Annotated in this window: 24 protein-coding genes; 15 read left to right on the top strand and 9 right to left on the bottom strand. The window is 70.0% G+C overall.

The window, feature by feature from the left end:
* The 4 genes from ACIA5G_RS06260 to ACIA5G_RS06275 all read left to right on the top strand — a co-directional run bounded on the left by ACIA5G_RS06260 (position 1) and on the right by ACIA5G_RS06275 (position 5,041).
* Positions 1 to 1,725, top strand: a complete 1,725-nt coding sequence (locus ACIA5G_RS06260) for a serine hydrolase (RefSeq protein WP_395921916.1) — start codon at positions 1 to 3, stop codon at positions 1,723 to 1,725.
* A 211-nt stretch (positions 1,726 to 1,936) separates the two neighbouring features.
* Positions 1,937 to 2,938 (top strand): MurR/RpiR family transcriptional regulator, encoded by a 1,002-nt coding sequence (locus tag ACIA5G_RS06265; protein WP_395921119.1) that lies wholly within the window; start codon positions 1,937 to 1,939, stop codon positions 2,936 to 2,938.
* Between the two features lie 23 nt (positions 2,939 to 2,961).
* On the top strand, positions 2,962 to 3,891 hold the full coding sequence (locus ACIA5G_RS06270; RefSeq protein WP_395921120.1) for an N-acetylmuramic acid 6-phosphate etherase: 930 nt from the start codon (positions 2,962 to 2,964) through the stop codon (positions 3,889 to 3,891).
* Positions 3,892 to 3,952: 61 nt separating this feature from the next.
* Positions 3,953 to 5,041, top strand: a complete 1,089-nt coding sequence (locus tag ACIA5G_RS06275; protein ID WP_395921121.1) for a HoxN/HupN/NixA family nickel/cobalt transporter — start codon at positions 3,953 to 3,955, stop codon at positions 5,039 to 5,041.
* Here the strand turns inward: ACIA5G_RS06275 and ACIA5G_RS06280 are convergent.
* On the bottom strand, positions 5,038 to 5,760 hold the full coding sequence (locus tag ACIA5G_RS06280; RefSeq protein ID WP_395921122.1) for an oxidoreductase: 723 nt from the start codon (positions 5,758 to 5,760) through the stop codon (positions 5,038 to 5,040). The genes ACIA5G_RS06275 and ACIA5G_RS06280 overlap by 4 nt on opposite strands.
* Complete coding sequence (locus tag ACIA5G_RS06285) at positions 5,757 to 6,254, bottom strand: phosphoribosyltransferase (RefSeq protein WP_395921123.1); 498 nt, start codon at positions 6,252 to 6,254, stop codon at positions 5,757 to 5,759. Before ACIA5G_RS06285 ends, ACIA5G_RS06280 begins: the two co-directional genes overlap by 4 nt.
* 113 nt (positions 6,255 to 6,367) lie before the next feature.
* Here ACIA5G_RS06285 and ACIA5G_RS06290 point away from each other — a divergent pair, with 113 nt between their 5' ends.
* The 3 genes from ACIA5G_RS06290 (at position 6,368) to ACIA5G_RS06300 (ending at position 9,690) form a co-directional block, all read left to right on the top strand.
* On the top strand, positions 6,368 to 6,970 hold the full coding sequence (locus tag ACIA5G_RS06290; protein ID WP_395921124.1) for a GNAT family N-acetyltransferase: 603 nt from the start codon (positions 6,368 to 6,370) through the stop codon (positions 6,968 to 6,970).
* A gap of 100 nt (positions 6,971 to 7,070) precedes the next feature.
* A complete protein-coding gene (gene acs, locus ACIA5G_RS06295) occupies positions 7,071 to 9,053 on the top strand; it encodes an acetate--CoA ligase (protein ID WP_395921125.1) in 1,983 nt (660 codons plus the stop codon).
* 142 nt (positions 9,054 to 9,195) lie between these two features.
* Positions 9,196 to 9,690: a DUF6319 family protein gene (locus ACIA5G_RS06300; protein WP_395921126.1), complete on the top strand. Its 495-nt coding sequence runs from the start codon at positions 9,196 to 9,198 to the stop codon at positions 9,688 to 9,690.
* A 193-nt stretch (positions 9,691 to 9,883) separates the two neighbouring features.
* On the opposite strand, the gene ACIA5G_RS06305 is transcribed toward ACIA5G_RS06300, so the two are convergent.
* Positions 9,884 to 10,225 (bottom strand): cupin domain-containing protein, encoded by a 342-nt coding sequence (locus ACIA5G_RS06305; RefSeq protein WP_395921127.1) that lies wholly within the window; start codon positions 10,223 to 10,225, stop codon positions 9,884 to 9,886.
* Between the two features lie 131 nt (positions 10,226 to 10,356).
* Between ACIA5G_RS06305 and ACIA5G_RS06310 the strand changes: the two genes are divergently transcribed.
* A complete protein-coding gene (locus ACIA5G_RS06310) occupies positions 10,357 to 11,073 on the top strand; it encodes a VIT family protein (protein WP_395921128.1) in 717 nt (238 codons plus the stop codon).
* On the opposite strand, the gene ACIA5G_RS06315 is transcribed toward ACIA5G_RS06310, so the two are convergent.
* The gene (locus ACIA5G_RS06315) at positions 11,070 to 12,527 is read right to left on the bottom strand and encodes a peptide MFS transporter (RefSeq protein WP_395921129.1); all 1,458 of its coding nucleotides are present in this window, start codon (positions 12,525 to 12,527) and stop codon (positions 11,070 to 11,072) included. The two genes, ACIA5G_RS06310 and ACIA5G_RS06315, sit on opposite strands and share 4 nt — an antisense overlap.
* Positions 12,528 to 12,713: 186 nt before the next feature.
* Between ACIA5G_RS06315 and nhaA the strand changes: the two genes are divergently transcribed.
* From nhaA to ACIA5G_RS06330, 3 genes are read left to right on the top strand one after another with little or no spacing between them, the layout of a single operon-like run.
* Positions 12,714 to 13,892 (top strand): Na+/H+ antiporter NhaA, encoded by a 1,179-nt coding sequence (gene nhaA, locus ACIA5G_RS06320; protein ID WP_395921130.1) that lies wholly within the window; start codon positions 12,714 to 12,716, stop codon positions 13,890 to 13,892.
* 59 nt (positions 13,893 to 13,951) lie between these two features.
* On the top strand, positions 13,952 to 14,446 hold the full coding sequence (locus ACIA5G_RS06325; RefSeq protein ID WP_395921131.1) for a phage holin family protein: 495 nt from the start codon (positions 13,952 to 13,954) through the stop codon (positions 14,444 to 14,446).
* A gap of 4 nt (positions 14,447 to 14,450) precedes the next feature.
* Positions 14,451 to 15,377, top strand: coding sequence for an alpha/beta fold hydrolase (locus ACIA5G_RS06330; protein ID WP_395921132.1), 927 nt, complete (start codon positions 14,451 to 14,453; stop codon positions 15,375 to 15,377).
* On the opposite strand, the gene ACIA5G_RS06335 is transcribed toward ACIA5G_RS06330, so the two are convergent.
* On the bottom strand, positions 15,364 to 16,452 hold the full coding sequence (locus ACIA5G_RS06335; protein WP_395921133.1) for an FAD-dependent monooxygenase: 1,089 nt from the start codon (positions 16,450 to 16,452) through the stop codon (positions 15,364 to 15,366). The two genes, ACIA5G_RS06330 and ACIA5G_RS06335, sit on opposite strands and share 14 nt — an antisense overlap.
* A 109-nt stretch (positions 16,453 to 16,561) precedes the next feature.
* On the opposite strand from ACIA5G_RS06335, the gene ACIA5G_RS06340 reads away from it, so the two are divergent.
* Positions 16,562 to 17,443 carry a GntR family transcriptional regulator gene (locus tag ACIA5G_RS06340; protein WP_395921134.1) on the top strand — a complete coding sequence of 294 codons (882 nt, stop codon included), beginning with the start codon at positions 16,562 to 16,564 and terminating at the stop codon, positions 17,441 to 17,443.
* Here the strand turns inward: ACIA5G_RS06340 and ACIA5G_RS06345 are convergent.
* From ACIA5G_RS06345 to nth, 4 genes are read right to left on the bottom strand one after another with little or no spacing between them, the layout of a single operon-like run.
* Positions 17,440 to 18,624, bottom strand: coding sequence for a MarP family serine protease (locus ACIA5G_RS06345; RefSeq protein WP_395921135.1), 1,185 nt, complete (start codon positions 18,622 to 18,624; stop codon positions 17,440 to 17,442). The two genes, ACIA5G_RS06340 and ACIA5G_RS06345, sit on opposite strands and share 4 nt — an antisense overlap.
* 4 nt (positions 18,625 to 18,628) lie before the next feature.
* Positions 18,629 to 19,327, bottom strand: a complete 699-nt coding sequence (locus tag ACIA5G_RS06350; RefSeq protein WP_395921136.1) for an NUDIX hydrolase — start codon at positions 19,325 to 19,327, stop codon at positions 18,629 to 18,631.
* The gene (locus ACIA5G_RS06355) at positions 19,324 to 19,923 is read right to left on the bottom strand and encodes a TlpA family protein disulfide reductase (protein ID WP_395921137.1); all 600 of its coding nucleotides are present in this window, start codon (positions 19,921 to 19,923) and stop codon (positions 19,324 to 19,326) included. Before ACIA5G_RS06355 ends, ACIA5G_RS06350 begins: the two co-directional genes overlap by 4 nt.
* Complete coding sequence (nth, locus tag ACIA5G_RS06360) at positions 19,920 to 20,603, bottom strand: endonuclease III (protein ID WP_395921138.1); 684 nt, start codon at positions 20,601 to 20,603, stop codon at positions 19,920 to 19,922. Before nth ends, ACIA5G_RS06355 begins: the two co-directional genes overlap by 4 nt.
* Positions 20,604 to 20,828: 225 nt before the next feature.
* Here nth and ACIA5G_RS06365 point away from each other — a divergent pair, with 225 nt between their 5' ends.
* The 3 genes from ACIA5G_RS06365 (at position 20,829) to ACIA5G_RS06375 (ending at position 23,563) form a co-directional block, all read left to right on the top strand.
* Complete coding sequence (locus ACIA5G_RS06365; protein ID WP_013230551.1) at positions 20,829 to 21,080, top strand: hypothetical protein; 252 nt, start codon at positions 20,829 to 20,831, stop codon at positions 21,078 to 21,080.
* A 147-nt stretch (positions 21,081 to 21,227) separates the two neighbouring features.
* Complete coding sequence (locus ACIA5G_RS06370; RefSeq protein WP_003081747.1) at positions 21,228 to 21,902, top strand: Crp/Fnr family transcriptional regulator; 675 nt, start codon at positions 21,228 to 21,230, stop codon at positions 21,900 to 21,902.
* A 404-nt stretch (positions 21,903 to 22,306) separates the two neighbouring features.
* Positions 22,307 to 23,563 carry an MFS transporter gene (locus tag ACIA5G_RS06375; RefSeq protein ID WP_395921139.1) on the top strand — a complete coding sequence of 419 codons (1,257 nt, stop codon included), beginning with the start codon at positions 22,307 to 22,309 and terminating at the stop codon, positions 23,561 to 23,563.
* Positions 23,564 to 23,610: the final 47 nt, after the last annotated feature.

The raw sequence follows: 23,610 nt of genomic DNA on the forward strand, positions 1-23,610 counted from the left end.
GTGCTGGTCGCGCTGACCACCTTGACTTCGGGAGCCAGCGCCATCACGGGACGCCACGACGACGCGGGCCGCTTCGACCGGCCGCAGCAGGGGTTCGCCGCGCCGTGGACGACCCTGCGCGACGGCCGGCCGGGAGAGGTCGGCCTCGACCCGGCGCCGATCAAGGCCGCCGAGGACTTCCTCGCGAGCTGGACGAAGCCGGACGCCACCGGGCACCCGCACTTCTCCGGCGCGGTCGGCCTGCTGGCCCACGACGGTGTGGTCGTCGACCGGTACGCCGTCGGCGGCGCGCTGCGGTACGCCGATGCTGCGGGTACCGAACTGCCCACCGACCAGCAGGTCCCGATGCGCACCGACACCATCTTCGACATGGCGTCGATCTCGAAGCTGTTCACCTCGATCGCCGTGCTGCAGCTCGTCGAACGCGGCCGGCTGACGATCGACACCCCGGTGTCCCGCTTCTTCCCGGAGTTCGCGACCGGTGACAAGGCCGCCATCACGATCAAGATGCTGCTGACGCACGTCTCCGGGTTCGACGCCGACCCGATCCCGTCGCTGTGGGCCGGCTACCCGGACATCCCGTCGCGCCGGCAGGCCGTGCTCGACAGCCCGCTGAAGAACAAGCCGGGCACGACGTACCTCTACTCCGACATCAACCTGCTCACCCTCGGCTTCATCGTCGAGAAGCTGACGGGCCAGTCACTGGACAAGGTGGTCCACGACCGCATCACCGCGCCGCTCGGCATGGTCGACACGGGGTACAACCCGCCCGCGTCGAAGCTGAACCGGATCGCCGCGACGGAGTTCGAGGCGAACCCGCCGCGCGGGATGGTGCGCGGCAGCGTGCACGACGAGAACGCGTGGTCGCTCGGCGGGGTCGCCGGGCACGCCGGGGTGTTCAGCACCGCGAACGACATGGCCACCCTCGCCCAGACGATGCTCAACGGCGGCAGCTACCGCGGGCACCGGATCCTCGGCGAGGACACCGTGCGGCAGATGATGCTGACGAACTACAACCAGCAGTTCCCGGACGACGCGCACGGCCTGGGCTTCGAGCTCGACCAGCCCTGGTACATGGGCGCGCTGGCCTCCCCGGTCACCGCCGGGCACACCGGCTTCACCGGGACGACGCTGGTCATCGACCCGGAGTCGCGGTCGGTCGCGATCCTGCTCACCAACCGCGTCCACCCGACCCGGAACTGGGGCTCGATCAACACCGCCCGGCAGGTGTGGGCGACGTCGCTGGCCAGGGCCATGGCCGTGAAACCGGCGGCCGGGAAGGACGCGTGGACGAGCACGCTGGGTAACGCCGCCGTCGCCACGCTGAGTACGCGCCCTTTTACTACACAAAGTGATCAAGCGCGCGTGTCCTTCTACGCCTTCGTGGACACCGAGGGAAGTACTGATCCATTACAGCTGCAGGCGACCGCCGACGGGGTGAACTGGCAACCGATCACGCTATCGGTAACCGGGCCGGGAGCACCCTCCGGAGATGTGACGTCGCTCTCCGGACACGGGCACCGTGCCTGGTGGAAGGCGACTGGCGTGCTGCCGCAGGGTGCGGCGGTCAGCCTCCGGTGGCGTTACAGCACCGACCCGAACTACACGGGCCGCGGAGTTTCGGTAGACGGTGTGAAAGTCACCGAGAGCGGCCGATCACTCCTCGACGGTGAACGGAATCCGGCTGCTTTTGTCGCAGAGGGTTGGCAATTGAGCACTCGGTGACCCTCCGGTCGCTCGTTGTCGACTTTTGCCCCGACTCAGCCGTCCGCCCACCGTTTGCACCGCGACACTAAGTTGCCAAGTCGTTAGCTTGACCTCGTTAACAAGAGCGACCTGGTTGGCGACTTTCTGGTCAGTGATTAATCGCAAATCCAGATCCGCAGACACGGACGGGTTGCGATGAGACTGAAGGGTGTGGGTAGCCTTGTCGCAAATGCCAACGGTTAGTAACTTTCCGACGGTGAGTGATACCGAATCCGTAGTCGGCACGGCACCGTCCGAGCCCGTATCGGTCCAGACGACCGTGCGGGACGCGGACGCCAGCCCGCTGGTCCGGATCCGGTCCCTGCTCCCCGGCCTGGCCCGCGCCGAGCAGCGCGTGGCCAAGGTGGTGCTGGAAGATCCCGCGAAGGTCGCGAGACGCAGCATCACCGAGGTGGCCCTGGCCGCCAACACGAGCGAGACCACGGTGACGCGCTTCTGCAAGGCGGTCGGGGTCGGCGGGTACCCGCAGCTGCGCATCGCGCTGGCCGCGGACACCGCGCGCACCGAGGCGCGCACCACGCGCAACCTCGGCGGCGAGATCGGCCCGGAGGACGACCTGGCGGCCGTCATCGGGAAGGTCAGCTTCGCCGACGCGCGCGCCGTCGAAGAGACGGCCGAGCAGCTCGACGTCCCCACGCTCGAGCGCGTGATCGAGGTCGTCGCCAACGCCGGCCGCGCGGACGTCTACGGCGTGGGCGCCAGCGCGTTCGTCGCCGCGGACCTGCAGCAGAAGCTGCACCGCATCGGCCGCGTGTGCTTCTCGTGGTCGGACACGCACATCATGCTCACCTCGGCCGCGGTGCTGAGCCCCGGTGACGTCGCCATCGGCGTCTCGCACACCGGTGCGACCACCGACACCGTCGAGGCGCTGCGGGTGGCCCGGGAGCACGGCGCGATCACCATCGCCGTGACGAACTTCCCGCGGTCCCCGATCACCGAGGTCGCCGACTACGTTTTGACCACGGCTGCCCGGGAAACCACGTTCCGTTCGGGAGCGACGGCGAGCCGCATCGCCCAGCTCACCGTCATCGACTGCCTGTTCATCGGCGTCGCGCAGCGGCACATGGACGCGTCGGTCAACGCCCTGGACGCCACCAGGGACGCGGTCGGCTCGCACCGCCTGGGGGTCAGGCCGGACGGTCGTCGCCGTCCGCGGGAAACCGGCAAGTAATGACCGGAGAAAATGTGAGGCGCATGATGACCGTCCCCACGCAGGCGGTGCACGTCGATTCGCCGACCGAGACCCGCAATCCCCGCACCACGGACATCGACCTGATGTCCACGTCGGGGATCCTGGGCGCGATCAACGCCGAGGACCGCACGGTCGCCGGCGCCGTCGCCGCGGTGCTGCCCCAGGTGGCACGCGCGGTGGACTACGCGGTGGACGCCCTGCGGGCCGGCGGCCGAGTGCACTACGTCGGCGCGGGCACGTCCGGGCGCCTGGCCACCTTGGACGCGGCCGAGCTGGTGCCGACGTTCAACGTGCCGGGCGACTGGTTCATCGCGCACCACGCCGGCGGCGAGCGCGCCCTGCGCCAGGCCGTCGAAAACGCGGAGGACGACGACGGGGCCGGCGCGGCCGAGATGGCCGCCATGGTCCAGCCGGGTGACTTCGTGCTGGGGCTGACGGCGTCGGGCCGGACGCCGTACGTCTTGGGCGCGCTGCTCGCCGCACAGCGCCAGGGCGCCCACACCGGTCTCGTGTCGGGCAACGCGAAGGCCGCCAAGCCGCCGGGCGTCGACGTGCTCATCGCCGTCGACACCGGCCCGGAAGCGATCGCCGGCTCGACCCGGATGAAGGCGGGCACGGCGCAGAAGATGATCCTCACGTCGTTCTCCACCGCGACGATGATCAAGCTGGGCCGGACCTACTCCAACCTGATGGTCAGCATGCGGGCGACCAACGCGAAGCTGCGCGGCCGGACCATCCGGATCCTGCAGGAAGCCACCGGCATGACGATGGCGGACTGCTCCGACGCGCTCACCGAGGCCGGGGGCGACCTCAAGGTGGCGCTGGTGCACCTGCTCTCCGGGGAGGACGTCAAGAGCGCCGCGAAGGCGCTGCACGTCTCCGGCGGGCACGTCCGGAAGGCGCTCGATCTGGTGCGAGTGCGCGCCAGCTGAGATTCATTGCCTCCCATCTGTTCACCTGTCTAACCTCTCAGATGAGGGAAGGCGGGTGGCGATGGCGGGCACAGAGGACTCGCGGCGCGGGCTTTCGCGTCGCGAGTGGGTGTCGATCGGCGGGATGGCGGGGTTCATCCTGCTGCTCAACGTCGTGGGCTGGGTGGTGCTGGCGGCATTCGTCGCACCCCAGCACTATGCGCTGGGCACGTCGGGCGTGTTCGGGATCGGGCTCGGCGTCACGGCGTTCACCCTCGGCATGCGGCACGCGTTCGACGCCGACCACATCGCCGCGATCGACAACACCACCCGCAAGCTGATGGCCGACGGCCAGCGGCCGCTGTCGGTCGGCTTCTGGTTCTCGCTCGGGCACTCGACGATCGTCTTCGCGCTGTGCCTGCTGCTCTCCCTCGGCGTCCGCGCGCTGGCCGGCCAGGTCGAGGACGACTCCTCGGCCCTGCACAACACGACCGGCCTGATCGGGACGTCGGTGTCCGGCGTCTTCCTGTACGTGATCGCGATCCTCAACCTCGTGGTGCTGGTCGGCATCCTGCGGGTGTTCAAGCGGATGCGGCACGGCGAGTTCGACGAAGCCGCGCTGGAGCACCAGCTGGACAACCGCGGCGTGATGAACCGGTTGCTGCGCGGCGCGACGAAGGCCGTGCGGAAGCCGTGGCACATCTACCCCGTCGGCCTGCTGTTCGGGCTGGGCTTCGACACCGCGACCGAGATCGGGCTGCTCGTGCTCGCCGCGGGCGCCGCGACGTTCGCGCTCCCCTGGTACGCGATCCTCGTGCTGCCGATCCTCTTCGCCGCCGGGATGAGCCTGTTCGACACGGTGGACGGCTGCTTCATGAACTTCGCCTACGGCTGGGCGTTCGCGAAGCCGGTGCGCAAGATCTTCTACAACCTCACCGTGACCGCGCTGTCGGTCGCCGTCGCACTGCTGATCGGGACCATCGAGCTGGTGTCGATCCTGGCCGAGAAGCTCGACATCACGTCGGGGCCGCTGGCCGCGATCGCCTCGGTGGACCTGGACTACGTCGGGTTCGGGATCGTCGGGCTGTTCGTGCTGACCTGGGTCGTCGCGCTGGCGGTGTGGCGGTTCGGGCGGATCGAGGAGAAGTGGTCGGCGAAGCTGACCACCTAAGAAGCCGCGTCCGAGATGCTCTTCGCCTCGCGCGCGCCAGCTTCGAACGCTTCGCAGCAGAAGAGCAGCCACGCGCGGACACCTTCGGGCGTCCCGGTCGCGAACCCTTCGGCCGTTTCCAGGTACTTGGGCACCCGGCGGAAGAACGCCACCTCGGGCACGCTCAGCGCCTTCGGGTCGAGGCCCGTCGCGACCATCGTCAGCCGGGCGGCCGCCCGCGCCACGACGCCGTCCGCGCTGCCGAACGGCTTGAGCGCCAACAGTTCCCCGTGCACGACCGCCGTCAGGACCGGGCCCGGCACGGACGTCGCGCCGGTCACCAGCTGCGCCAGCATCTCCAGGCGGCCACCGCCGGAATGCGGGCGCCCCAACGCATCCGGGTCCTTGACGAGGTCCGCCGCGGCCAGGACGTGCAGCCGTGCCAAGGCTTGCATCGGCGCTCGGCGCCACGTCGGCAGCAGCGTCTCCAGCGTTTCCGCAACGCGTAGCGAGCCGGCGAGGATCGGGTCGCCGACCGCGCCGTCGGCGGGCAGTTCCGGGTTCGCGCCCTCGATCCCGGCGGAGGCGCGGGCGGCCCGCACCGACGCCTCGGCCGCCGTCGCCGCGCCGCCGCGGAGGTTGGCCGGGAGGCGGTGCACCGCGAACACGGCGTCCTGCGCGGACTTCGCCGCCGCCGCGACACCTTCGAGGTCGAGCAGGGGCTTCAGCGGGTCGTTCATGCGTCGAAAACCTGTCCTTCGCGCTTGACCACGGGCGGCAGCACCGACCACGGGAAGTTGATCCACTTGTCGGTGTGCCGCCAGACGTACTCGCACTTCACCGTGGAGTGCGGCTTCTGGTAGACGACCGCCGAGCGCACCTCGGCGACGTGGTCGAGGCAGAAGTCGCGGACCAGCTTGAGGGTGGCGCCGGTGTCGGCGACGTCGTCGGCGATCAGCACCTTCTTGCTCGTGAGGTCGACGACGTTGGGCACCGGCGGCAGCATCACCGGCAGGTCGAGGCGCTGGTCGACGCCGGTGTAGAACTCGACGTTCATCACGTGCAGGTTCTTCACGTCGAGCGCGTAGCCGAGCGCGCCGGCGACGAACAGGCCGCCGCGGGCGATGGACAGGACGAGGTCCGGCGCGAAGCCGTCGTCGGCGATGGTGTGAGCCAGTTCACGGCTCGCCGTGCCGAACAGCTCCCAGCTCAGCTCTTCCCGCTCTTCGGCCATCGATCTCGCCCTTCGTCGTGGTTCCGCCGAGCATAGGCAACGCCGAAGTGGACTCTGGAAATGCTCGGAAATTGGCTATCAGACACAGCCAATGGCGTGCCTAAGGTGATCACGTGAGCGACTGGAGCACCCGACCGACCCTGTCCGGCGAGCACGTCCGCCTGGAACCGCTGGCCCCCGACCATGCGAAGGGCCTGTTCGAAGCCGGCGCCGACCCGGGCATCTGGGCCTGGCTCAGCATCCGGCAGCCCGCCGACGTCCCGGCCGCCGAACGGATGATCCAGGACGCCCTCGGCGACCCCGCGCGCCGCGCGTTCGCGCAGATCGACGTCACCTCCGGCCGGGTCGCCGGGACGACGTCGTACTACCAGGTCGTCGAGCCGCACCGGATCCTCTCGATCGGGCACACCTGGATCGGCGCGGACTGGCAGCGCACCGGGCTCAACACCGAGTCGAAGCTACTGCTGCTCACGCACGCGTTCGAAACCCTTGGCGCGCAACGGGTCGCCTGGGAGACCGACATCCGCAACCTGCGCTCGCAACGCGCCATCGAGCGGCTTGGCGCGCTTCGCGAAGGAGTGCTGCGGGCGCACCGCATCCGGCCGGACGGCTCCTCGCGCGACACCGTCACCTATTCGATGCTGGCGCCGGAGTGGCCCGCGGCGAAGGCTCGGCTGAACGAACGCTTAGTCACCGGGTCTCGCCTGGCTCGGTGAACCGGCGGGGCAACGTGGGTGCAACCTTTTACAAGGCGGACTAACGTCGCTAGCGTGCCGCTAGCCGTCATGTCGGCGCACTACAGGAGGCCTTGCAACCATGACCGAGCAGTCCCCAGCCCTGGACAACCTGCTCACCGAGAGCCGCACCTTCCCGCCCGGCGACGAATTCGCTGGCCAGGCCAACGCGAAGGCCGATCTCTACGCCGAGGCGGACGCCGATCGCGAAGCGTTCTGGGCGAAGCAGGCGGAGCGGCTGACGTGGGACACGAAGTGGACCACGGTACTGGACTGGACCAATGCGCCGTTCGCGAAGTGGTTCGTCGGCGGCAAGCTGAACGTCGCGTACAACTGCGTCGACCGGCACGTCGAGTCCGGCCACGGCGACCAGGTCGCGATCCACTGGGTCGGCGAGCCGGGTGACACCCGGGACATCACCTACGCCGAGCTGAAGACCGAGGTTTCCAAGGCCGCCAACGCACTCGCGTCGCTGGGCGTCACCGCCGGCGACATCGTCGCGATCCAGCTGCAGATGGTCCCCGAGGCCATCTTCGCGATGCTCGCGTGCGCGCGGATCGGCGCGCTGCACAGCGTCGTCTTCGGCGGCTTCTCGCCGACGGCGCTGCGGGCCCGCGTCGACGACGCCGCCGCGAAGATCGTGATCACCTCCGACGGCCAGTTCCGCCGCGGCAAGGCCGCGCCGATGAAGGCCAACGTCGACGAAGCGCTCGAAGGCGCCGAAAGCGTCGAGAAGGTCATCGTCGTGCGGCGCACCGGCGACCAGCTCGAGGGCGACGTCCCGTGGACCGACGGCCGCGACCTCTGGTGGCACGAGCTCGTCGACGGACAGTCCGAAGAGCACACTCCCGAGGCGTTCGACAGCGAGCACCCGCTGTTCATTCTCTACACCTCCGGCACCACCGGGAAGCCGAAGGGCATCCTGCACACCTCCGGCGGTTACCTGACGCAGGTCGCATACACCCACCACAACGTCTTCGACCACAAGGCCGGCGAGGACGTCTACTGGTGCACCGCCGACATCGGCTGGATCACCGGCCACAGCTACATCGTCTACGGCCCGCTCGCGAACCGCGTCACGCAGGTCGTCTACGAAGGCACGCCGAACACCCCGCACGAGGGCCGGCACTGGGAGATCGTGCAGAAGCACAAGGTCTCCATCTACTACACCGCGCCGACGCTGATCCGCACGTTCATGAAGTGGGGCGCGGAAATCCCGGAGAAGTACGACCTGTCGTCGCTGCGGGTGCTGGGCTCGGTCGGCGAGCCGATCAACCCCGAAGCGTGGATCTGGTACCGCGAGAACATCGGCGCGGGCAAGGCGCCGATCGTCGACACGTGGTGGCAGACCGAGACCGGCGCGATCATGATCTCGCCGCTGCCGGGTGTCACCTCGACCAAGCCGGGCTCGGCGCAGCAGGCGCTGCCGGGCATCTCCGCGAAGGTCGTCGACGACCAGGGCGTCGAGGTCGGGCACGGCGGCGGCGGGTACCTGGTGCTCGACCAGCCGTGGCCGTCGATGCTGCGCGGCATCTGGGGCGACGAGGAGCGCTACAAGGACACCTACTGGTCGCGTTTCAAGGACCAGGGCTTCTACTTCGCCGGCGACGGCGCGAAGTACGACAACGACGGCGACGTCTGGCTGCTGGGCCGCGTCGACGACGTGATGAACGTGTCCGGCCACCGCATTTCGACGACCGAGGTCGAGTCGGCCCTCGTGTCGCACCCGACGGTCGCCGAGGCCGCGGTCGTCGGCGCGACCGACCCGACGACCGGCCAGGGCATCGTCGCGTTCGTCATCCTGCGCGGCAACGCGGTCGACGGCGGTGAGGAGGCCATCCAGGCGCTGCGCAACCACGTCGCGAAGGAGATCGGGCCGATCGCGAAGCCGCGGCAGATCATGGTCGTGCCGGAGCTGCCTAAGACGCGCTCGGGCAAGATCATGCGCCGTCTCCTGCGCGACGTCGCGGAGAACCGGCAGGTCGGCGACGTCACCACGCTGGCCGACTCGTCGGTGATGGATCTGATTTCGTCGGGCCTGAAGTCGGACAAGGCCGAGGAGTGAGCTAGCGTTGCTCCGTCAGAGCCCTTCCGGCTTCGCGCCGGGAGGGCTCTTTCATGAACCCCCCGAGCGGCGCACTTCGAACGCATGTTCTACACTGTGCCGCGAACCACACCCCCTTCCCGGGCAAGGAGACGACACGACGATGACCGTGGATGTCCTGACGCACGACGAGGAAACGGCCGAAGCTCCGGCGACCACCGAGGCGCCGGCCACCGACGTTCCCGCCGCCGAGGCGACGACCGTCACCGAGTCCGCGTCCCCGGCCGCTTCGGAGGACTCGGCTCCGGCTGAGCCCGCCGCCGAAGAGGCCCCCAAGCCGAAGCGTGGCCGCCCGAAGGGTGCGGCGGCCGCGTCGACGGCGAAGAAGACCCGCACGGTCGAGCTGATCCTGACCGTCACCGGCACCGCCGATGGCGAGTGGCAGGCCGAGCTGAAGAACGGCTCGAAGTGGGTCGCGAAGGGCCTGGAGATCCCCGCCGCCGCGGTGTCGCGCGCGGCGAAGGAGCTGCACTCCGACCTGTCCGGCCCGATCGACGAGGTGATCAACCAGGCCCGCGAAGCGCAGGCCGCGAAGGTCGCCGCGTTGGAAGCCGAGCTCGAGAAGGCCAAGCAGGCCCTCGCCGAGCTGGACGCCTGAGCTAATTTCCGGGAAGCGCCCGGTTCCGCTTCGAGCGGGGCCGGGCGTTTCCGCTTTCCTGGGTCGGCTCGCGTACCCGGACGGTCGGCTCGCGTACCCAGAGAGTCGGCTCGCGTACCTGGACGGTCGGCTCGCGTACCCGGACGGTCGGCTCGCGTACCCAGCGGGTCGGGTCGCGTGCCTGGAGGGTCGGCTAGGCGATGGGTGGGCGGGCCGGCAGGGGTGACTTGAACTCCACCCACATGGAGTCCGTCAGCGCCTCGACGTGGTGGGCCACCCCGCGCGGATGGACCACCGAATCCCCCGGCTCCAGCACCGCCTCGACGCCGTCGACCGCGCCGCGCAGCTTGCCCGACAGGACGTAGACGATCGAGTCGTGGTCGTGCGCGTGGGTCGGTGATGCCACGCCCGCCGGGTAGTGGATCAGGTACGCCAGGCCGCTCTCGGCCGTCTCCAGCAGGCGGAACCGGCCTTCGCCGCCCTCGAGCGGCAGGCCCTCGACCGTGACCAGCGGCTGCCACACTTGCTCGTCCATGCCGCCCATGATGACCCAGATCCGCTGAGAGTCCACACAGGACCGGCTTAGGTAAGGCAGTCATCAATTAGGCGAACCTGACCGGAAATTCGCATCTCGCCACGATTCCCGGTTCGTGTTTCACTGGTCCGGTGACCGAAACTGCCGTGCAGCACGCGCACGAACCGCACCAGGGTGTGGGCGGGAAGCTGAACTGGCTGCGGGCCGGGGTTCTCGGGGCCAACGACGGGATCGTGTCGGTCGCCGGCATCGTCGTCGGGGTGGCCGGCGCGACCACGGAAAGCACCACGATCCTCACCGCCGGAATCGCCGGGCTCGTCGCCGGCGCCTTTTCCATGGCCGGCGGGGAATACGTGTCCGTGAGCACCCAGCGCGACACCGAACAAGCCCTGCTCCGGCTGGAAAAGCAGGAGCTGACGACGATGCCGGACGCCGAGGAGCGCGAGCTCGCCGGGATCTACGAAGAAAAGGGCCTTTCGCCCGAACTGGCCAGCCGGGTCGCGCGCGAACTGACTGAGAAGGACGCGCTGCAGGCGCACGCCGAGGCCGAGCTCGGCATCGACCCGGACAACCTGACCAGCCCGTGGCAGGCGGCCTGGGCGTCCCTGCTGGCGTTCTCGGTCGGCGCGCTGCTGCCGATCCTGTCCATCGCCTGGGCCGGCGTGTCCCTGCGGGTGTGGGCGTGCGCGGCCGCGGTCGTCGTCGGCCTCACGCTGACCGGGTGGGTCAGCGCGAGGCTCGGCGACGCGAACGTGGGGCGCGCGATCCTGCGCAACGTCGGGGTCGGCGCCCTCACCATGGTGGTGACCTACTTCGTCGGGGTGATCTTCGGCGTCACCGTGGGCTAGTGCACACCCTTCATCAGCTTGCGGATGAAGGGGATGCCCAGGAACAACAGGATGCCGACACCGATCGCGACCCCGCCGACCGTGCTGAAGTACGGCGCTTCGTCATCGACCGAGTAGTACTCGGCGAGCTTGCCGGACATCGCGGTGCCGAACGAGATCGACAGGAAGTTCAGCGCCACCATCTGCGTCCGGAACGCCTCCGGCGCGAGCTTCGTCGACAGCGACAGCCCGACCGGGGAGAGACACAGCTCGGCGATCGTGAAGACGAACAGGATGCCGACCATCGCGAGCATCGGGCTCGCGTTCTTGCCGCTGCCCACCATCGGCAGGAACAGCAGGAACGCCGCGCCCATCAGCACCGTGCCGAGGACGAACTTCATCGGCGTCGACGGCTGGCGCTCGCCGAGCTTCGTCCACAGCGCCGCCAGCACCGGGGCGAACACGATGATGAACACCGGGTTGATCGAGTTGACCCAGGACACCGGCAGCTCCCAGCCGAACAGGTTCCGGTTCAGCCGCTGGTCGGTGTAGGCCGCGACGACCGTGAACTGCTGCTGGTAGAGCGAGAAGAACACCGCGCTGGCGATGAACATCGGGATGAACGAGAACACCCGGCTGCGCTCGTCGCCGGTGATCTTGCTGCTGGTCAGGATGACGAGGAAGTAGATCACCGAGATCACGCCGACCACCCAGACGACGACGTCGGCGAGGTTGCCCGGGTTGACAACACCGGTCAGCACCAGCAGCACGATCGCGGCGACCAGCAGGAGGGCGGCGCCGACCGCGAGCGCGCGCTGCGACGACGGGAGCGGGTTCGGGACCTCCTTGGCCTTGTCACCGAGGTTCTTGCGGCCGAACGTGTACTGGATCAGGCCGAGCGCCATGCCGATCGCGGCGAGGCCGAAGCCGAGGTGGAAGCCGACCTCCGTCTGCGCGAGCCCGGTCAGCAGCGGCCCGACGAACCCGCCGAGGTTGACGCCCATGTAGAAGATCGTGAAGCCGGCGTCGCGCCGCTCGTCACCTTCGGCGTAGAGCGTGCCGACGATCGCCGTCGCGTTGGACTTCAGCCCGCCACTGCCGACCGCGACGCAGACCAGGCCGACGCCGATGCCGCCCAGGCCCGGCAGCAGCGCCAGGCTGACGTGGCCGATCATGATCAGCACGGCGCTGTAGAACAGCGTGCGTTCGGAGCCGAGCAGCCGGTCGGCGACCCAGGCGCCGATGACGGCGGAGAGGTACACCAGGCCGCCGTACGCGCCGACGATGCCGAGCGCGGACTCCTGCGCCAGGCCCAGGCCGCCCTGCTCGACCTTGTAGTAGAGGTAGATCGGCAGGATGCCGAGCATCCCGTAGTAGGAGAAGCGCTCCCACATCTCCACGCCGAAGAGGTTCGCCAGCCCTCGTGGGTGCCCGAAGAACCTCGTGTCCTGCTGGACCTCGGTAGAGGTGCTCACAACTCTGTCTTCCTTTGTCTCGGACTTCGTTGTCGCTTGGCATGCTATGAGCACACCGTGTGACCCACCACCGGCACCCGGTGTGGCGGTGGCCATAACGATCCGTGACAAAGAGGTATTAAAATTCCGTCAAGGTGCGCCGGGAAGTCTGGTCGGCAACAGTGATCAGAGACCCCTGGAGCCGCCGTGTCCCGCCCGTTGACCGAGTTCGCGCGATACCTGCGCACCGAAACCACCGGCGGGATCATCCTGCTGGCGGCCACCGCCGTCGCCCTGATCTGGGCCAACTCACCCCTGCGGGACAGCTACTACGCGTTGCGCGACTTCCGGCTCGGCCCGGAGTTCCTGCACCTGAACCTCACGATCGGTGACTGGGCGAAGGACGGCCTCCTCGCCCTGTTCTTCTTCGTCGCCGGGCTGGAGCTCAAGCGTGAGCTCGTCATCGGTGAGCTGTCGCGGTTCAAGCAGGCCGTGCTGCCGGTCGTCGCCGCGATCGGCGGCATGGTCGTGCCCGCGCTCGTCGCGTTGAGCGTCGGCTGGGGGACGCCGGGAATCGACCGGGCGTGGGCGATCCCGGTCGCGACGGACATCGCGTTCGCGCTCGGCGTGCTCGCGCTGACCGCGTCGAACCTGCCCTCGAGCGCGCGGGTGTTCCTGCTGTCGCTGGCCGTCGTCGACGACCTCGGCGCGATCATCGTCATCGCCGTCCTGTTCACGACCGGCTTCGATCTGGTCGCGGTAGCCGTCGCGGTGGTGGCGCTCGCGCTGTACGCCTTCCTGCAGCACCGCCGCGTCCGGACGCCCTGGCTGTACGTGCCGCTCGCACTGATCACCTGGGTCGCGGTGCACTCGGCGGGCGTCCACGCGACGATCGCCGGCGTCGCGCTCGGCCTGCTCACCCGCGTCCGGCCCGACGAAGGTGAGGCCGAGGCGCCCGCGCTGCGGCTCGAGCACCGCCTCCAGCCGTGGTCGGCGACCGTCGCCGTGCCGGTGTTCGCGCTGTTCGCGGCCGGGATCTCGGTCAGCGGCGACTCGCTCGGCAAGGTGTTCACCACGGCGTTGCCGCTCGCGGTGCTGGCCGGGCTGCTCGGCGGCAAGGTGGTCGGGATCTTCGGGGCGAGCTGGCTCGCGGTGAAGCTCAAGGCCGCGGAAAAGCCGCGGGGTGTGGGCTGGCGCGACCTCGGCGCCTTGTCGGTGCTCGGCGGGGTCGGGTTCACAGTCAGCCTGCTGATCGCGGAGCTGGCGTTGCCCGGCGACACGAGCGAACTGGCGAAGGCGGCGGTGCTGATCGCCTCCGCGGTGGCGTCCCTGCTGGCCGCGGTGATGCTGCTGAAGCGGAGCCGTGTGCACGCCGAGGCGGATTGATCGCCGACACTCGGTGACTCCGCCGCGCCCGCTCCGGGGCGTCATGGCACGATGACCCGGTGAGCAGCCCCAAGCACGAACGCACCGGCCCCGACGGCGTGGGGGCCGTGCCTTACCTCCCGCTGTCCTCCGACACCGACGTCCCCGGCGACCAGTCGATCGGCAGGCTCGTCGGCGACGCGACCCAGCACATCTCGACCCTGGTCAGGGCCGAGATGGAGCTCGCGAAGTCCGAGCTGGTCGGCGAGGTGAAGAAGGGCCTCAAGGGGGCCGTCTACTTCCTGATCGCGCTGACGGTCTTCCTGTACAGCACGTTCTTCCTGTTCTTCTTCGCGGCCGAAGGCCTGGCGGAGTGGGTGCGCTACCGCTGGATCGCGTTCGGCATCGTGTTCTTCCTGATGCTGCTGGTCGCCGGCGCCGCGGGCTTCCTGGGCTACCGCAAGGTGAAGAAGTTCAAGGCACCGGAGCGGACCATCGCCAGCGTCAAGGAGACCGCCGCCGCGCTCAAGCCGCAGAAGGCGCCCGAAGCCGACTTGACCAGCACGCGCGACTGAGTCGTTGCACGCGTCCCCCGACCCGTCGACCGTCCGGCTCGACGGCCCGTGGGCCCATCGCGACGTCTCCGCGAACGGCATCCGGCTGCACGTCGCCGAGCTCGGTGACGGCCCGGTCGTGGTGCTGCTGCACGGGTTCGCCGAGTTCTGGTGGACCTGGCACCACCAGCTGACGGCGCTGGCCGACGCCGGCTTCCGCGCGGTCGCCGTCGACCTGCGCGGGTACGGCGACTCGGACAAGCCACCCCGCGGTTACGACGCCTGGACGCTCGCCGGCGACATCGGCGGCCTGGTCAAGTCGCTCGGGGCGCGGCGAGCGCACCTCGTCGGCCACGCCTGGGGCGGCATGCTCGCCTGGACGGTCGCCTCGCTGCACCCACGGCTGGTGGCTTCGGTGACGGCGATCGGGGCGGCCCACCCGCTCGCGCTGCGGTCGTCGGCGGCCCGCCCGTGGCGTGGCCAGGGCCGTGCGGCCGGGCACCTGTTCCGCTTCCAAGTGCCGATGGCGCCGGAGAAGTGGCTGCTGAAGAACGACGCCCAGGCCGTCGAGGATCTCTTCGGCGCCTGGTCCGGGAGCCGCTGGCGGTCCACTTCGGACTTCACCGAGAGCGTCGGCGCGTTCCGGCAGGCGATGCTCGTGCCCGGCGTCGCGCACAGCGCGCTCGAGTACTACCGGTGGGCGTTCCGCGCGCAGTTCCGCGGTGAGGGCCGCCGGTTCACCGACGCCGTCGACGCCCGGATCGCAGCGCCGACCCTGCAGCTGCACGGCGGGGACGACACCTGCATCCTGCCCGAGACGGCGACGTCGTCGGTCCGCTGGGCGGGCCCGCACGCCGAGCCGGAGATCTGGCCGGGCGTCGGGCACTTCCCCCACCTCGAGGCGCCGGACCGCACGTCGGCGGCCCTGGCGGACTTCCTCAGCCGAGCTTGATCGCGTTCTTCGCCCGCTCCACCGACTCCTCCGCCGGGCCCCCGGTCGGGTTCTCCGTGGCCAGCGCCTGGTTCAGCGCCACGAACGGCCGCATCCGCCGTTCGTAGGCCGCGAAGGCTTCTTCGTGGCCCGCCCGGCCGAGCTCCTCGGCGAGGACGTACGCGCCGACCAGCGCGAGGCTCGTTCCCTGCCCGGACAACGCCGACGCGCAATATCCCGCGTCGCCGACCAGCACGACCCGGCCCGCCGACCAGTGGTCCAGGTGGATCTGCGCCATGGCGTCGAAGTAGAAGACGTCCGCTTCGGCCATCGCAGCCAGGAGTTTCGGCACCTCCCAGCCGATCCCCGCGAGCCGCTCGGTGATCAGCCGCTTCTGGTCCGCGACAGCCAACGAGGGCAACGGCTCCGAGCCGAACCCGAGGGTCACGCGCAGCTCGGTGTTGTCCCGGACCGGGTAGATCGCGCCGCCGGTCTCCTCGTGCCGGAACCAGACCTGCCAGTCCTCGAGGCCGAGGAAGTTGGCCGTCGGGAAGATCGCCAGGTACTGCCCGAGGTGCGTGCCGAACCGCGCCTCCGGCCCGAAGGCCAGCCGCCGCACGGCCGAGTGCAGGCCGTCCGCGCCGACCACGAGGTCGAACGTCCGGAAGCCGCCGTGCTCGAACTCGACCCGCACACCGTGCGCTTCTTCCGTCAACGCCGTGATCGAATCGCCGAAGACGTACTCGACGTCGGTCGCCTCGTGCAGGATCGCCACGACGTCGTCACGCAGGATTTCGAAGTCGTCGCTGTCGAGCCGGCCGCTGCTGTAGGTGAACTCCTCGGACCGGAACAGCTCCTGCCCGGCGCCGTCCACCACGGACATCCCGCGCATGCGGGTGCGCACCGCCCGCATCCGCTCGCCGAGGCCCATCCGGTCGACGACGTCGAGCGCGGCTCCCCGCACGTCGATCGCCTGGCCGCCGGTGCGCGGGCCGGGCGCCCGCTCGACCGCGGTCACGGCCCAGCCGGCGCGGGCCAGGAACCAGGCCAGGGTGCCGCCGGCGACGCCGGCCCCCGAGATCAAGACGTTTCGCATGCTGCCTCCAGAGTCGTACGCTTGTCTGCACCACAGTGGAGTTCTCACAGCTCGAAGGCCATATCTGTGCTAGCACAGATGGTCAGCTGTACTAGGTCAGGAGACAGCGGTGAAGTACGTGGCCATCGCCGAGGAGCTGCGCGGCCGGATCACCCGTGGTGAGCTCCCGCCGGGAGCGCGGGTGCCCTCGACCCGGCGGCTCGCGACCGACCACGGTGTCGCGATGGCGACCGCGGCCAAGGCGCTCACGCTGCTGAGCCAGGAAGGGCTGGTGCGCGCCGAGCCGCGGTCCGGCACGGTGGTCGCCGACCGGGAACGCCGTGGTGACCGGCAGGCGGTAACGCGGGAGCGGATCGTGCGGGCCGCCATCACCATCGCCGACACCGAGGGCCTCGGCGCGCTGTCCATGCGCGGGGTCGCGGCCCGCCTCGGCATCGCGGCCATGGCGCCGTACCGGTACGTGCGGGGCAAGGACGAGCTGGTGCTGCTCATGGCCGACGCCGCGTTCGGCGAGCGCGGTTACCCCGCGATCCCGGCCGGCGACTGGCGCGAACGGCTGCTCCTCGGCGGCCGCACGCTGTGGTCGCTCTTCCGGCGCCACCCGTGGCTGGCGCAGCTCGGGCCGATCACGCGGCCGCTGCCCCTGCCCAACCTCGCCACGCACGGCGAGTGGGCCCTGTCCGCGCTGGCCGAGCTGGACGTCGACGCCGCGACCCTCTGCGACCTGCACGTGCTGTTCTTCAGCCACGTCCAAGGGCTGGCGATCCACCTGGAGCGCGAACAGAACGCGCTGGCGTCCTCGGGCCTGTCCGAAGAAGACTGGATGGACCGCCAGGGCCCCGCGGTGCTGGCGATGACGGCCGGGCACCCGACGTTCGCGAAGATGCTCGGCGACCTCACCGAAACCGGCTACGACCTGGTGCTCGACGACATCCTCGAGTCGGGCATGCGGGCGCTGCTGGACGGCCTCGCGCTGCGGTTCGGGCGTTAGGCGGCGCAGGAACCGGTGGACACGGTCGTCGTCTGCGACGGCGCCGCGTCCACTTCGCCGCGCACCTGCTCGGCCGTCAGCGTGAACCCGGTCTCCGGGTCTTCCACGGCCGCGCCGAACACCACGCCGATGACCTGGCCGTCCGGGGTGACCATCGGGCCGCCGGAGTTACCGCTGCGGATCTCGGCGCGGACCGTGAAGACGTCCCGCTGCACGGTGTTGGCCTCGTAGATGTCCGGGCCGCGCAGGTTGATCCGGCCGCGCACCCGCGCGGGCGTCGCCCGGTACGGGCCGTCGAGCGGGTAGCCGAGCACGATCGCGCTGTCGCTCGCCCGGGCCGTCTCCGCCGCGAACTGCAGCGCCGGGGCCCGCAGCCGCGGCACGGCGAGCACCGCGATGTCGACCTCCGGGTCGAAGTAGACGACGCTGGCCGGGTAGTCGCCCTGCGTCGTCTCGATGCCGACGGTGTCGGTGCCGGCCACGACGTGCGCGTTCGTCATCACCCGCTGCGGCGCGATCACGAACCCGCTGCCTTCCAGCGACCGCGAGCACGAGCTGGCGCTGCCGCGGATCTTGACCACGCTGCCGTGCAGCTGCTGGACGGTCGCGCTGCCCTGCAGGGCCGGGTCCGGCGGCGAGGTGTCCGCCGTCGGGGCCTTCTCGAACGGGTCCATGATCGACGGGAAGCCGGACGCGTCGAGCAGCTTGCGCAGCTGGCTCGGGAAGCCCTGCGCGGCCTCCGGCATGGTGTCGTTGACCTTGCCGAGCACCACCGAGTTGTTGATCGCCTTGGCCAGCCCGGGCAGGCCGGACACGGTGGTCAGCGGGGTCGCGATCAGCCACGCGACCACGAACACGACCACGGCCTGCACGATCGCGCCGAGCGTCTTGTCGATGCCGGAGAGCTTGTCCGGGTTGATCTTCTGCCGCAGCTTGCGGCCCACGTAGACGCCGATCGCCTCACCGAAGGCGACCAGGAACACCACGGTCGCGACGGCGAAGGCGACCTTCCACACCGGGTCGTCGAAGAACGCGACCACCACCGGCGCCAGCTTGATCCCGACGATCGCGCCGAGCACCACCCCGACCAGTGACGGCAGCGCGATGATCACGCCCTGGAACGCGCCGGACACGGCCGCCAGCAGGGCCAGCAGCAAGACCAGCACATCGACCCAGTTCACCGCTTCACTCCCCGCTCGCCAACCGCGCCTGGAACGCCTCCAGCGCTTCGTCGAGGTCCCGGACGTCGTCCGGGTCCCATTCGCGCTCCCAGCCTCCCAGGCCGAGCAGGACGGACAGCAACCCGGCGGTGAACCCCCAGACGAACAGGCCGCCCACCTCGAAGGCCGGCCCCTTCCACGGCATGCCGGCCTTCTGGATCATGAACCGGTTCGCCGGGTCGACCAGGTCGGCGATGGCGACCCGCGCGACGGACGCCGTCTCGCCCGGGTCGACGGCGTGCACCGGTGACGGCTCGGCCCAGTGCGCCAGCACCGGCGTCACGGCGAACCCGGACACCGGGACGAACAGCTCCGGCAGCACGGCGACCGGCCGGACGCCGGACGGGACGACCCCGGTCTCTTCCTCGGCCTCGCGCAGCGCGGTGCCGACCGGCCCGCCGTCACCGTCCTCGGCGCCGCCGCCCGGGAAGGCGACCTGGCCGGCGTGCGAGCCCAGCGTGTCGGCGCGGCGCTGCAGCAGGACGTCCGGCTCGCCGTCGGCCTCACGCTCGCCGAAGAGGATGAGCACGGCGGCCGGGCGCGTGTAGCCGTCCTCGGGCGGGCTGAACCGCGTGAACGTCTTCGAATCGACCTCGGCACTCACCTTGACCAGCGGCCGGAGCCACTCCGGAACCGACTCCGGCTCGACCAGCGGTCCGATCACGATGCCCCCTCGACTGCCGCGCGCACCTGGTCAGTGTTCCCGAACGTGCGTGGATTCGCGATGAACCGCACCTCACCCGCGGCGGTGACCAGGTAGGACGCCGGGAGCGACGACGGCACCTTCAGCGCCGTCCGGACCGGTCCGGACGGGCCGTCCCCGTCGAACACCGACGGTAGGTGCACGCCCAGCTTCGCCAGGAGGTTCAAGCCGTCCTCCGCCGGGCTCTGCACCTGGACGCCGACCACGCGCACGGCACCGGGCTGCTTCGCGTAGTCCTGGAGCACCGGCAGCTCGGTCCGGCACGGCTCGCACCACGACGCCCACACGTTGACCAGCACCGGAGCGCCGGCGAACGCACGTCCGACGTCGACGCTCGCGCCGTTGCCGAGGCAGTCCGCCTCGACCCCGTCGAGCTGCTTCACCGGCTGTGCCGCGCCCGGTGCCGGGCACGGCTGGAGCGCTGCCGCCGACCGGGCGGGCGCGAGGTCCCCGGCCGGTTTCGCGGCGGAGTCGTCACCCCCGCGGGGCAGCAGCGCGACGATGAGCGCCACCGCCAGCACGGCGGCGGCCAGCGCCCATTTGGTGACGGTTGTCACCGGGGCGCCGCCAGCGCCAGGATGTGGTCCTTTTCGACGCCTTTGACCAGCTTCGCGGCTTCTTCGAACCCGGTCGGGCCGGTGCCGTACGACGGGCAGTCCTTGGCCAGCGGGCAGGCGCCGCAGGCGGGCTTCTTGGCGTGGCAGACGCGCCGGCCGTGGAAGATCACCCGGTGCGAGAGCATCGTCCACTCCTTGCGGGGGATCAGCTCACCGACCGCGTGCTCGACCTTGACCGGGTCCTCCTCCGCCGTCCAGCCCCAGCGCCGGACCAGCCGGCCGAAGTGGGTGTCGACGGTGATCCCCGGCACGTCGAAGGCGTTGCCGAGCACGACGTTGGCGGTCTTGCGGCCGACGCCGGGCAGGGTGACGAGGTCGGCGAGCTTGCCGGGCACCTCACCGCCGAAGCGCTCGACGAGCGCCGCGCCGAGGCCCATCACGGAGTTCGCCTTCGCCCGGTAGAAGCCGGTCGAACGCAGGTACTCCTCGAGCTCGGGGCGGTCGGCGCCCGCGTAGTCGGCGGCGGTCCGGTAGCGCTTGAACAGCGCGGGCGTGACGAGGTTCACCCGGACGTCGGTGGTCTGCGCGGACAGCACGACCGCGACCAGCAGTTCCAGTGGCGTGGTGAAGTCGAGCTCACAGTGGGCGTCGGGATACACGTCGTCCAAGCAACGCTTCATCCGCCTGGCGCGTCTCACCAGAGCTAACCGGCTTTCACCAGCGCCCTCACGGGGGGCGTTCGTGGTGGCAGGTGGCACCCCGATAGCCTACGGGCGCCGTCGGACGAGCCGGTCAGTGCACCGGTGGACGTCACGACACGCCAGAGCGGACTCGGCGCAGTTCACGGCCGCCATGAGCGAGGATCTGGAGTAGATGCTTTTCATCGAGTGTTTCGGGGTCCGGTCATGACCGTCTGGTTCGTCATCCTGGTCCCCCTGGTGATCATGTTCTTCGCGCTCTTCATGGAGCGCGTCGAAAGCAGGCTCAAGCACGTCGCGGTGCAGGAGAACGAAGTCGAAGAGTTCCTCGAGCAGGCTCAGCCCAACGAGGTCCGGGCGCTCTACGGGCACGGCATCGGCCGCGCGCTGGAGCTGTTCCGGCTGCGTAGGCTGGGCGGACGGGCAGCCAGGCTACGCGCGCGTCGCGTGCGGAGTTAGGCTCCACGTTCGGACGAGATCGTTTGCCGCGCCGCGCGCCCGACAGGCGATCTCCCGAGTACGCCCTAGACTGACGCGCAAGTGACTGGCGTCACGCTCTGCGACCGACGCCGAGCGTGATCGTTTCTCGACGAGGAGGCACCCGAGGTGGACGAAACCCTGGCCCGTGCGGGCATTTTCCAGGGTGTGGAGCCGGCAGCGGCGGAGGCGCTGGCCCAGACCTTGGAATCCGTGGAGTTCCCCCGCGGCCACGTCATCTTCAACGAGGGTGAGCCCGGCGACAAGCTGTACATCATCCAGTCCGGCAAGGTGAAGATCGGCCGCAAGTCGCCGGACGGCCGCGAGAACCTGCTGGGCATCTTCGGCCCGTCCGACATGTTCGGCGAGCTGTCGATCTTCGACCCCGGGCCCCGGACGTCGAGCGCGACCACGGTCACCGAGGTCCGCGCCGTCACGATGGACCGCCCCGCCCTGCGGCAGTGGATCTCGACCCGGCCGGAGATCGCCGAGCAGCTGCTGCGCGTGGTCGCGCGCCGCCTGCGCCGGACGAACAACATGGTCGCCGAGCTGATCTTCACCGACGTCCCGGGCCGCGTGGCGCGGGCGCTGCTGCAGCTCGCGCAGCGGTTCGGCAGCCAGGAGGCAGGCCTGCTGCGGGTCACGCACGACCTGACGCAGGAAGAGATCGCCCAGTACGTCGGCGCCTCGCGCGAGACCGTCAACAAGGCGCTCGCCGACTTCGCGCACCGCGGTTGGCTGCGACTCGAGGGCAAGAGCGTGCTGATCCTGGACCCGGAGCGCCTGGCTCGCCGCGCTCGCTGAGTTCTTGCCGAAGAAGGCCTCCTGACCTGCAGGTCAGGAGGCCTTCTCAGTACACAAAACAAAGAGCCGGGCGCCACCCCCGACGTGGCGCACCGGCTCTTCGTTGTTGCGCGGACCATCCCCCGACGATCCGCGCTCCCCGCCCTCCGGATCAGGCCCCGACCCATATGCCGGAGGGAGCTGGGTTCTGTGCTGTTGTTCAACCATCACGGCCCATACCCACGAATTCAAGGCCATTCACTCTCAAGGACGCCGTGCCGGTCGTTTTGTTGCACGGGTTCACGGAGAATATCGTGAGTGTTACCTGATCGAGACCTCACCTGACCTACCTCCAGTCTGCCGGTGACGCACCTGACCGTCAAATAACTGGTACTTGCGTACCACTCTCCGGCATACTGGCTCGCGTGTCCCACTCCGAAGGTCGTACGTCTCTGGCCGACTACCGCAGCGCGCTGACGACCCGCGCGGCGCGGCGGCCCGCCGTCGCGTCCTTGCTCGCCCGGCTGCCGATCGCCATGATCGGCATTTCGGCCCTGCTCTACGTCCAGCGTGAGACCGGTTCCTTCGCCGCCGCCGGGCTCGTCTCGGCCGGTTCACTCGTCGGGGTGTCGGTGGGCGCGGTGATCCAGGGCAGGCTGATCGACCGGTTCGGGCCGACGCGGCCCCTGCTCACCACGGCCGTGCTGTCCGCGTTGTTGATGGCCGCCCTGGTCACGGCCATCGAATCGCACGCGGCGACCGCCGTGCTGGTTGCGTTCGGCGCGCTCACCGGGCTGTCGGAGCCGATGGTCGGATCGGCGTCCCGCGCGCTGTGGACACGCCTGCTGCCCCCGGGCGGCGCGCGCAACGCGGCCTTCTCGTACGAAGCGATCAGCATGGAGGTCTTCTTCATCCTCGGCCCCGGCGTCGCCGGGCTGCTGGTCCTGGCGCCGTGGGCGGGCACCGGCCTGGTGCTGGGGGTCGCCCTGCAGTTCACCGGCGCGATGCTGTTCGCGCTGAGCCCTTCGGTGCGTGCGTGGGGTCCGTCGAAGGGTTCGAAGGGATCACTGCTGGGCGCGCTGGCGAGCCCGGGCATGCGAACGCTGGCGCTGGCCGCGCTCGGTTTCGGCATCGTGATCGGGTTCGTCGAGGTCGCGGTCCCGGCGTCGGCGACGGAAGCCGGTTCCCCTTCGTTCGGTGGATTGCTGCTCTCGGCGTGGTCGCTGAGCTCGGTGGCGTTCGGCGTGGCGTACAGCCTGCGGCCGTGGCCGCGCCGGCTGGGCCTGCGCCTGCCGGCGCTGCTCGGCGCGTTCGGCGCGCTGGTGGCGCTGCTCGCGTGGCCGTCGTCGCTGTGGGGTCTTGCGCTGATGATGCTGCTGGCGGGCGCGTTGATCACCCCGCAGTCGACGGCCCATTCGGCGGCGATCGAGCTGGTCGCGCCGGCCGGCACCGCGGCCGAGGCGTTCGGCTGGGTGCTGACGGCGGTGACGATGGGGCTGGCCATGGGTCAGTCGGTCAGCGGGTACGTCGTGGAGCACGCGGGCCCGGGGGCGGCGTTCCTGGCCGCGAGTGTCGCGGGATTGCTGCTGGCGGTGGCGGTGTGGGCGTTGCGCGGGACGGTACGCCCGGCCGGGTCGCCGGCGGCGGTCGAGGAGCCTTCGCTCGTGGGTGTCGGCCGGTAAGTTTGTGCTGGTCAGACGGCGTGCGAACCGGTTTTGTCGGTGGTGCC

Origin of the sequence: Amycolatopsis sp. NPDC051758 (assembly GCF_044453095.1) — a bacterium.
In the GTDB taxonomy this organism is placed as follows: Bacteria; Actinomycetota; Actinomycetes; order Mycobacteriales; family Pseudonocardiaceae; genus Amycolatopsis.

Bases quoted from the DNA above. Each gene is read 5' to 3' on its own strand.
- ACIA5G_RS06265 (WP_395921119.1), top strand. From the start codon at position 1,937: ATGCCAACGGTTAGTAACTTTCCGACGGTGAGTGATACCGAATCCGTA.
- ACIA5G_RS06270 (WP_395921120.1), top strand. From the start codon at position 2,962: ATGATGACCGTCCCCACGCAGGCGGTGCACGTCGATTCGCCGACCGAG.
- ACIA5G_RS06275 (WP_395921121.1), top strand. From the start codon at position 3,953: ATGGCGGGCACAGAGGACTCGCGGCGCGGGCTTTCGCGTCGCGAGTGG.
- ACIA5G_RS06280 (WP_395921122.1), bottom strand. From the start codon at position 5,760: ATGAACGACCCGCTGAAGCCCCTGCTCGACCTCGAAGGTGTCGCGGCG.
- ACIA5G_RS06285 (WP_395921123.1), bottom strand. From the start codon at position 6,254: ATGGCCGAAGAGCGGGAAGAGCTGAGCTGGGAGCTGTTCGGCACGGCG.
- acs (WP_395921125.1), top strand. From the start codon at position 7,071: ATGACCGAGCAGTCCCCAGCCCTGGACAACCTGCTCACCGAGAGCCGC.
- ACIA5G_RS06300 (WP_395921126.1), top strand. From the start codon at position 9,196: ATGACCGTGGATGTCCTGACGCACGACGAGGAAACGGCCGAAGCTCCG.
- ACIA5G_RS06305 (WP_395921127.1), bottom strand. From the start codon at position 10,225: ATGGACGAGCAAGTGTGGCAGCCGCTGGTCACGGTCGAGGGCCTGCCG.
- ACIA5G_RS06335 (WP_395921133.1), bottom strand. From the start codon at position 16,452: ATGCGAAACGTCTTGATCTCGGGGGCCGGCGTCGCCGGCGGCACCCTG.
- nth (WP_395921138.1), bottom strand. From the start codon at position 20,603: ATGAAGCGTTGCTTGGACGACGTGTATCCCGACGCCCACTGTGAGCTC.
- ACIA5G_RS06365 (WP_013230551.1), top strand. From the start codon at position 20,829: ATGACCGTCTGGTTCGTCATCCTGGTCCCCCTGGTGATCATGTTCTTC.